The organism is Gilvimarinus sp. 1_MG-2023 (genome assembly GCF_030548285.1).
The window spans coordinates 1-238 of record NZ_JAUOSC010001651.1; the positions used below are offsets into that span (position 1 = coordinate 1).

The following is a 238-nucleotide window of genomic DNA, read 5'->3' on the forward strand; positions in this document are numbered from 1 at the left end:
GCAACAGGTTTTCGGCATAGTCGTTCATCGAGGTAATGCAGCCTTCGCCGTCGAATACCAGCACGCCGATGTGAATATGATCGATCAAGCGCTGCAAGTCTTCACGGCGGCGAATTTCTGTCTGGCGTACTTTGGCGCTGTAAACGGCCTTTTTCTGCCGCTCCCGCATCAGCAAATACCAGAAACAGCCCAGCAAACTGACAATAAAAAAACACGCCAGCGTCGGTAACAGTATTTG

Annotated in this window: 1 protein-coding gene; it reads right to left on the reverse strand. The window is 50.8% G+C overall.

What is annotated here, in order from left to right; genetic code table 11:
* On the reverse strand, nt 1–238 hold a 238-nt coding region (locus Q4563_RS22400; RefSeq protein ID WP_303606116.1), incomplete at both ends, for a hypothetical protein.